Origin of the sequence: Burkholderia sp. HAN2018, assembly GCF_024704855.1 — a bacterium.
GTDB lineage: Bacteria > Pseudomonadota > Gammaproteobacteria > Burkholderiales > Burkholderiaceae > Burkholderia > Burkholderia cepacia.
In genome coordinates this window covers 1-8304 of record NZ_QOBB01000277.1, presented here as the reverse complement: position 1 = coordinate 8304, position 8304 = coordinate 1, and the positions used below count along the sequence as shown (strand labels likewise).

At 68.0% G+C, this 8304-nt stretch carries 7 protein-coding genes and 1 pseudogene; 6 read left to right on the top strand and 2 right to left on the bottom strand.

Annotation, left to right across the window (positions count from 1 at the left end; genetic code table 11):
• The coding region (locus tag DPV74_RS36460) for a zinc ribbon domain-containing protein (protein WP_119338951.1) at window positions 1-175 on the top strand (175 nt) is incomplete at its 5' end.
• 159 nt (window positions 176-334) lie between these two features.
• Here DPV74_RS36460 and DPV74_RS36455 read toward each other — a convergent pair.
• Window positions 335-1213, bottom strand: coding sequence for a GyrI-like domain-containing protein (locus tag DPV74_RS36455; RefSeq protein WP_119338950.1), 879 nt, complete (start codon window positions 1211-1213; stop codon window positions 335-337).
• Between the two features lie 278 nt (window positions 1214-1491).
• Here DPV74_RS36455 and DPV74_RS36450 point away from each other — a divergent pair, with 278 nt between their 5' ends.
• The 4 genes from DPV74_RS36450 (at window position 1492) to eutC (ending at window position 6899) form a co-directional block, all read left to right on the top strand.
• Complete coding sequence (locus DPV74_RS36450) at window positions 1492-2955, top strand: mechanosensitive ion channel (protein WP_059687899.1); 1464 nt, start codon at window positions 1492-1494, stop codon at window positions 2953-2955.
• A gap of 247 nt (window positions 2956-3202) precedes the next feature.
• Window positions 3203-4615 (top strand): ethanolamine permease, encoded by a 1413-nt coding sequence (gene eat / locus DPV74_RS36445; RefSeq protein WP_049098196.1) that lies wholly within the window; start codon window positions 3203-3205, stop codon window positions 4613-4615.
• 95 nt (window positions 4616-4710) lie between these two features.
• On the top strand, window positions 4711-6108 hold the full coding sequence (locus DPV74_RS36440; RefSeq protein WP_027788688.1) for an ethanolamine ammonia-lyase subunit EutB: 1398 nt from the start codon (window positions 4711-4713) through the stop codon (window positions 6106-6108).
• On the top strand, window positions 6105-6899 hold the full coding sequence (eutC, locus tag DPV74_RS36435; protein ID WP_119338949.1) for an ethanolamine ammonia-lyase subunit EutC: 795 nt from the start codon (window positions 6105-6107) through the stop codon (window positions 6897-6899). Before DPV74_RS36440 ends, eutC begins: the two co-directional genes overlap by 4 nt.
• 97 nt (window positions 6900-6996) lie before the next feature.
• Here eutC and DPV74_RS36430 read toward each other — a convergent pair whose 3' ends face one another.
• Window positions 6997-7881, bottom strand: a complete 885-nt coding sequence (locus tag DPV74_RS36430; RefSeq protein ID WP_119338948.1) for a LysR family transcriptional regulator — start codon at window positions 7879-7881, stop codon at window positions 6997-6999.
• 155 nt (window positions 7882-8036) lie between these two features.
• Between DPV74_RS36430 and DPV74_RS36425 the strand changes: the two are divergent.
• Window positions 8037-8304: pseudogene (locus tag DPV74_RS36425) on the top strand (MFS transporter); the annotation flags it as partial.

The following is an 8304-nucleotide window of genomic DNA, read 5'->3' as shown; positions in this document are numbered from 1 at the left end:
CAACGCGCCGCTGAGCCAGCTCGCGTGCGCCGGCTGCGGCGCGCTCAATGGGGCCGATGCGCGCTTCTGCGCGCAGTGCGGCGCGGCGCAACGCGGCAAGGCCTGCAGCCGCTGCCATGCGGCGCTGGCGGCCGACGCGCGGTTCTGTCCCGGCTGCGGGACGCAGGCGGCTTGAAGACGTCCGCGCGTTCGTGCCGGCTGCGCATGAGCACAGGCCGGCACACTTCGTTCGACGGCCGGCGCACCAGCCTGCCCGATATCGTCCCGGGCATGCTCGCGCCGGCAATATCGTCGCGGTCCGTCCAGATACACGGCTCCACGACGCACCCTTTGCTCAGCGCAGCGGCAGATGAATTTCGGTACGCAGGTCGGCCGGCGCCGCATCCATCGGCGTGTTGAGGTACAGCTCGAACGGCGGCGCGTCGGCGGCTTCGCGGCCCGAATGACGCAGCCAGTCGCCGTAGAGCCACTGGTAGGCCGTCTTCAGGTCCGCGTACGGCCCCGTATGCAGCAGCACCGCATATTCGCCGCCCGCGACCGTCGCGCGTTCGACCGGCGGCACGGGCTCGACGTCCGGCGCGCCGTCGGCCGGCATGAAACACGCCTTCGCGCGCAGCTGCGCTTCGGGCGTCGTGTCCGGATCGTCGTAGAAAATGCCGATCATCTTCGCGCCCGGGCCGATCAGCCCGTGCTGCCCGACCCACGCGCCGATCCGCTCGAACGCGTCGCCGACCTTCATGTATGCGCCCGTGTGCGCCACCGCGTAGCCACGCAGTTCCGGCAGCCGCCGGATTTCGACTTCATGCTTGAACATGTCTTCCTCTCCTCTCTGTAGTGGATAGATGGGCCGGTGGCTGCCCGTGCGCCGATGCTGCGCGGGCGGCACACCGTATGCGTCGCGAAACGCCCGCGCGAACGCATGCGTCGAACCGTAGCCCGCGCGCCGCGCGATCTCGTCGATCGGCCGCGCCGTGCACACGAGATCCTCGGACGCGCGCACGATCCGCATCCGCCGCACCGTCAGCACGATCGATTCGCCGTACAGCGCGCGATAGACCCGCTGCCAGTGATACGGCGACAGGCACGCGACTTCGGCGAGCCGGTTCAGGTCGAGCGGGCCGTCGAGGTGCGCGCGGATGTATTCGTGGACGCGCGCCACGCTTGCCGCGTAGCGGGCCCAGGCAGGCTGGTCGGGTTTCGTTTCGACGGTCATCGGCGTATCCGGGCAGGAACCGACGCCACGGTAGCACGGTGCGAATTGATAAATCTTGCGGAAATACGCGGGCGCGCCGACCCGTCGGGCCCTTTTTCATTTTGACGAAATGGGGTCTTGCCCCTCTGCGATCTATGACTAAAGTTAAAGACGGTGAAATCGGGTGATCGCGTCATTTTTCTCGGGTAAGTTGCTCCGTCGGGGCAGCACGCTTTTCGAAGTACGCAGGTAGTTCGTCGATGTCCAATCGCAACACCACGTTTTCGGGAGAAGAAGAAATGGATGCTTCCAGCTTCATCACGTCGCTGCAGACCACGCTAGGGGGGTATCTGCCAAAGATTGCCGGCGCGATCGGCATCCTGGTGATCGGCTGGCTGATCGCCGTCGTGGTGCGGGCCGGCGCGATGCGTCTGCTCGGCGCGCTGAAGGTCGATCAGCGGATCAACGAAAGCACCGGCCAGGGCGCATGCGTCGAGCGCATCATCGCCGGCGGCCTGTTCTGGCTCGTGCTGCTGGTCACCGCGGTGGGCATCTTCAACGTGCTCAACCTGTATGCGGTCTCCAACCCGTTCTCGCTGCTCGTCACCCACATCGTCAACTACCTGCCGAACCTGATCGGCGGCGCGGCGCTGACGCTGATCGCGTGGCTCATCGCGTCGTTGCTGCGCAGCCTCGCGAACCGCGCGCTGAAGGCGAGCAAGATCGACGACAAATTGTCCGAAGGCGCCGGCTTGCAGCCGATGAGCGGTTATCTCGGCGACGTGCTGTTCTGGCTCGTGATCCTGATGTTCCTGCCGGCGATCCTCGCGTCGTTCGCGTTGTCGGGGCTGCTGACGCCCGTGCAGGGGATGGTCGACAAGCTGCTCGCGATCGTGCCGAACCTGTTCGCGGCCGCGGTGATCGGCATCGTCGGCTGGATCGTCGCGCGCGTGCTGCGCGGCCTCGTGACGAACCTGCTCGTCGCCGCCGGCGCCGACCGCCTCACGCAGCGTCTCGACAGCCCGACGCCCGTGCGCGTGTCGAGCCTGATCGGCACGGTCGTCTACGTGTTCGTGTTCGTGCCGACGCTGATCTCCGCGCTCGACGCGCTGAAGATCGACGCGATCTCGGTGCCGGCCACCAACATGCTGAACCAGTTCCTCGGCGCGGTGCCGGACATCGTCGCGGCGATCGTGATCGTGCTGGTGACGTTCTACTTCGCGCGCTTCGTCGCGTCGCTCGCGCAGAAGCTGCTGGAAGCCGCGGGCGCCGACGGGCTCCCGGCCGTGCTCGGCGTCGAGCGCGTGTTCTCGGGGATCCTGCAGCCGTCGGTGCTGGTGGCGCGGCTGATCGTGTTCTTCGCGATGCTGTTCGCCTCGGTCGAAGCGGCGAACCGGCTCGGCTTCTCGCAGGTGCGCGACGTCGTCACGCTGTTCATCGAATTCGGCGGCCACGTGCTGACGGGCGGCGTGATCCTCGTGATCGGCGTGTGGCTCGCGGGCCTCGCGCGCCGCGTGATCGAGCAGGCCGACCGCGAGCACAGCGTGCTGTTCGCGCGCATCGCGCAATTCGCGATCCTCGGCCTCGTGTTCGCGATGGGGCTGCGCGCGATGGGCATCGCGAACGAGATCGTGCAGCTCGCGTTCGGCCTCGTGCTCGGTGCGATCGCGGTGGCGGTGGCGCTGTCGTTCGGCCTCGGTGGCCGCGAAGCGGCCGGCAAGCTGCTCGACCGCTGGTTCAACCAGCGCGGCGGCGGGCAATAAGTCTTGCACGTCGATCATCCGTCCGGCCGCTTCGTGCGGCCGGCGGCGGCGGTCGCAGCGGGGCGGGCCCGGCATCGGCGCCTTTCGCGCATCGGGAGGCTGTACACGCCCGGAACAGGCGTTTCCGTCAGCGAAATGTCAGCCGCGATCTTTGCCGAATTTCGATAACACGTCGTTTAATGACTCTCTAGCATCGATTCTCAGTCGCGCAGGCCGCCAGGCCCGGCGCATTTGAGGAGAGAGTCCGATGAAAGCAGAGTCGAATGGCCGGCCCGCCGCCGGCGCCAAGTCGTCCGGCCAGCCCGCGCTGCAGCAGACGCTCGGGACCTGGCAACTGTGGGGCATCGCGGTCGGCCTCGTGATTTCCGGCGAATACTTCGGCTGGAGTTACGGCTGGGCGAGCGCCGGCACGCTGGGTTTCGTCATCACCGCGCTGTTCGTCGCGGCGATGTACACGACCTTCATCTTCAGTTTCACCGAGCTGACGACGTCGATCCCGCACGCGGGCGGCCCGTTCGCGTATGCGCGCCGCGCGTTCGGCCCGACCGGCGGTTATCTCGCCGGCGCGGCGACGCTCGTCGAATTCGTGTTCGCGCCGCCCGCGATCGCGCTCGCGATCGGCGCGTACCTGCACGTGCAGTTTCCGGGGCTCGAACCCAAGCATGCGGCGATGGGCGCGTATCTCGTGTTCATGGCGCTGAACATCGTCGGCGTGCAGATCGCCGCGACCTTCGAGCTGGTCGTGACGCTGTTCGCGATCTTCGAGCTGCTGGTGTTCATGGGCGTCGTGTCGCCGGGCTTCGCGTGGAGCAACTTCATGAAGGGCGGCTGGTCGGGTGCCGATCATTTCAGCCTGGGCGCGTTCCACGGGATGTTCGCGGCGATCCCGTTCGCGATCTGGTTCTTCCTCGCGATCGAAGGCGTCGCGATGGCCGCCGAAGAGGCGAAGAACCCGAAGCGCTCGATTCCGATCGCGTACGTGGCCGGGATCCTGACGCTCGTCATTCTCGCGATCGGCGTGATGGTGTTCGCCGGCGGCGCGGGCGACTGGACCAAGCTCGCGAACATCAACGACCCGCTGCCGCAGGCGATGAAGTACATCGTCGGCGAGAACAGCGGCTGGATGCACATGCTCGTGTGGCTCGGCCTGTTCGGCCTCGTCGCGTCGTTCCACGGGATCATCCTCGGTTATTCGCGCCAGATCTTCGCGCTGGCCCGCGAAGGCTACCTGCCGGAGTGGCTCGGGAAGGTGCATCCGCGCTTCAAGACCCCGCACCGCGCGATTCTCGCGGGCGGCGTGGTCGGCATCGCGGCGATCTACAGCGACGAGCTGATCCAGTTCGGCGGCCAGACGCTGACCGCGAATATCGTGACGATGTCGGTATTCGGCGCGATCGTGATGTATATCGTGAGCATGGCGTCGCTGTTCAAGCTGCGCCGCTCGCAGCCGAACATGGCGCGGCCGTTCCGCGCGCCGCTGTACCCGATCTTCCCGGCATTTGCGATCCTGGCGGCGCTCGTCTGCCTCGGTACGATGGTGTATTTCAACGGGCTGGTCGCGCTGGTGTTCGTCGGCTTCCTCGCGGTCGGCTACGCGTACTTCCTCGCGACGCGTTCGCAGCGGGCGAGCGCGCCGGGCGACGCGCTGCTGGAGGAGTGAGCAGGTGAAGGTGAACGGCCGTTCCTGACGGCATCCGGCGCGCCCCGTCGAACGGGCGCGCCGTCGGCTTTTGGCAAGGCAAGGAGACTCGCACGATGTCCTATACGGAGACGATCGGCCCGCGCACGTACCGTTTCGCGGACCTGAAGACGCTGCTCGCGAAAGCGAGCCCGCTGCGTTCCGGCGACCAGCTCGCCGGTGTCGCGGCGGCGAGCGAGGAGGAGCGCGTGGCCGCGAAGATCGCGCTCGCGGGCGTGCCGCTGAAGGCGTTCCTGAACGAGGCGGTGATTCCGTACGAACACGACGAGGTCACGCGCCTGATCCTCGACGATCACGATGCGGCCGCGTTCGCGGAAATCTCGCACCTCACCGTCGGCGACTTCCGCAACTGGCTGCTGTCGCCCGCCGCCGACGGCGCGGCGCTCGAACGGATCGCGCCGGGCCTCACGCCCGAGATGGTCGCCGCCGTGTCGAAGCTGATGCGCAACCAGGACCTGATCGCGGCGGCGAGAAAGCGCCGCGTCGTCACGCGCTTTCGCAACACGGTCGGGCTGCCGGGCCGGATGTCGGTGCGGCTGCAGCCGAACCACCCGACCGACGACGTGAAGGGGATCGCCGCGTCGATGCTCGACGGGCTGATGTACGGCTGCGGCGACGCGATGATCGGCATCAACCCGGCCACCGACAGCCTCGCGGCGATCGTGAAGCTGCTCGCGATGATCGACGGGTTCCGCGAACGCTACGGCGTGCCGACGCAATCGTGCGTGCTCACGCACGTGACCAACACGATCGCGGCGGTCGAGAAGGGCGCGCCGGTCGATCTGGTGTTCCAGTCGATCGCGGGCACCGAGAAGGCGAACGCGAGCTTCGGCATCTCGCTCGCGCTGCTCGGCGAGGCGCGCGAGGCCGCGCTGTCGCTCAAGCGCGGCACCGTCGGCAACAATCTCATGTACTTCGAGACGGGGCAGGGCAGTGCGTTGTCGGCGAACGCGCATTTCGGCGTCGACCAGCAGACCTGCGAAGTGCGCGCGTATGCGGTGGCGCGCAAGTTCGAGCCGTTCCTCGTGAACACGGTGGTCGGCTTCATCGGGCCCGAATACCTGTACGACGGCAAGCAGATCATCCGCGCGGGGCTCGAGGATCACTTCTGCGGGAAGCTGCTCGGCGTGCCGATGGGCTGCGACATCTGCTACACGAACCACGCGGAAGCCGACCAGGACGACATGGACACGCTGCTGACGCTGCTGGGCGCGGCCGGCATCAACTTCATCATGGGGATTCCGGGCGCGGACGACGTGATGCTGAACTACCAGAGCACGTCGTTTCACGACCAGCTCTACGTGCGCGAGGTGCTCGGCCTGCGCCGCGCGCCGGAATTCGAGGAGTGGCTGGAGACGATGGAGATCGCCGACGCGCACGGTGCATTGCGCGCCGCGAGCTCACGCGTGCCGCTGCTCGCGGGCGCGAACGACTGGATGGGGATTTCGGCATGAGCGACGCCGTCGAAAAGAATCCGTGGGGCCAGCTGAAGTCGTTCACGAACGCGCGGATCGCGCTCGGCCGCGCGGGCAACAGCCTGCCGACCGCGCCGCTGCTGGCCTTCAACCTGTCGCACGCGCAGGCGCGCGACGCGGTGCACCAGCCGCTCGACTCGGACGCGCTGCGGCGCGAGATCGAGGCGGCCGGCCTGCTGCCGACGCTCGGCGTGCAGAGCGCCGCGCCCGACCGCGACCACTATCTGCGCCGGCCCGATCTCGGCCGCAAGCTGTCGGACGACAGCCGCGGGCTGCTCGCCGGTTACGGCGCGGCGCTCGACGACGCGCCCGATGTCGTGTTCGTGGTCGGCGACGGACTCTCGGCGTTCGCGGCCGCGAAGCAGGCACTGCCGCTGCTGCAGGCCGTGCGGCCGCGGCTCGACGCGGACGGCTGGCGGATCGGCCCGGTGGTGGTCGCGACGCAGGCGCGCGTCGCCCTCGGCGACGAGATCGGCGAGCTGCTGCGCGCGAAGGTCGTGGCGATGCTGATCGGCGAACGGCCGGGGCTCAGCTCGCCGGACAGCCTCGGCGTGTACCTGACGTGGGCGCCGAAGGTCGGCTGCCACGACGCGCTGCGCAACTGCATCTCGAACGTGCGGCCCGAAGGGCTGCCGTACGCGGCGGCCGCGCACAAGCTGCATTACCTGATGACGCATGCGCGCAGGCTCCAGCTGACGGGCGTCGGGCTGAAGGACGACAGCGATGCGCTGTTGCCGCAGGTGGAAGCGGAGCGGATCGGGGCGGACTGAAAACGGTCGCACGCGGGCCGCTCCCGCATCGCGGGTTGCGTGCTTTTCGAGCGGCAGGAGCGGCACGAGGGCGGCTGTCGAGGCGCCCGCTACCCGGCTACCTGAACAGCCGCTCGCACAGAAAATCGACGAACACGCGCAGCTTCGGCGACAACTGCCGGCTCGACGGCCACACGATCGAGAACTGCCCCGGCGCGATCCGGTAGTCGTCGAGCACGGTGACGAGTGCGCCGTGTTCGAGCGCGTCGCGCGCGAGGAAGTCTGGCATGTAGCCGATGCCGAGCCCCGCGAGCACGGTGCCGCGCAGGGCCTCCATGTTGTTGCAGGTCAGCGTGGTGCGCAGCTTCGGCGGCGTGCCGTCGGCTGCCGAGAGTGCCCAGTCCTGCAGCTTGCCGGTGGTCGGGAAGCAGTAGCGCACGCATTCGTGCGCTTCGAGATCGCGCGGCATGCGCGGCGTGCCGGCCCGCGCGAGATACGCGGGCGTCGCGCACAGCACGAACGCAAACGGGCCGAGCCGCCGTGACATCAGGCTCGAATCGGACAGCGGGCCGCTGCGGATCGCCGCGTCGAAGCCGCCTTCGACGACATCCACCATCCGGTCGTTGAAATCGAGATCGAGCTCGACGTCCGGGTAGCGCTGCCGGAACTCGGGCAGCACCGGCAGCAGGAACCGGTAGCCGATCACCGGCAGGCTCACGCGCAGCCTGCCGCGCGGGCGCTGCGCCGACGCCGTCACGGTCGCTTCCGCGTCGCGGAAATCCTCGAGGATCCGCTGGCAACGTTCGTAGAAGTGGCGCCCTTCTTCGGTGAGCGTGACGCGGCGGGTCGTGCGGTTGAACAGGCGCACGCCCAGCGACTGTTCGAGTTTCGCGATCGTCTTGCCGACCGCCGACGCCGAGATGCCGAGTGCGCGGCCGGCCGCGACGAAGCTCAGCGCTTCGGCGGTGCGGACGAACGCGACGATGCCGGACAGGTTTTCCATCGAATCGAAGCACGTACGACGACGCGCGCTGTGAAGTGAATTGCGGAATTCTAGTCCGGTATATGCGGAACTTCGCGTGGTTTTTCTTCGATTGAATCGGATTTATCTTCTGTCGCTCTGACGGCGCATCCGCGCCGGCCTTTTGAGGAGCGATGATGGATCAGCCTTTTTCAGCCGCATCGACGCAGTCGGCACGCCGGCGCGCGTGGGTGCTGGCCGCCGTCTGCATGGCCGCCGTCGCGCTGCCGTTGTCGTTTTCGGGCGGCGCGGTCGCGACGCCCGCGATCGGCCGCGACCTGCACGGCGGCACGGTCGCGATGAACTGGATCACCAACGCGTTCATGCTCGCGTTCGGCAGCTGCCTGATGGCGGCGGGCGCGCTGGCCGACCAGTTCGGCCGCAAGCGCGTGTTCGCGATCGGCG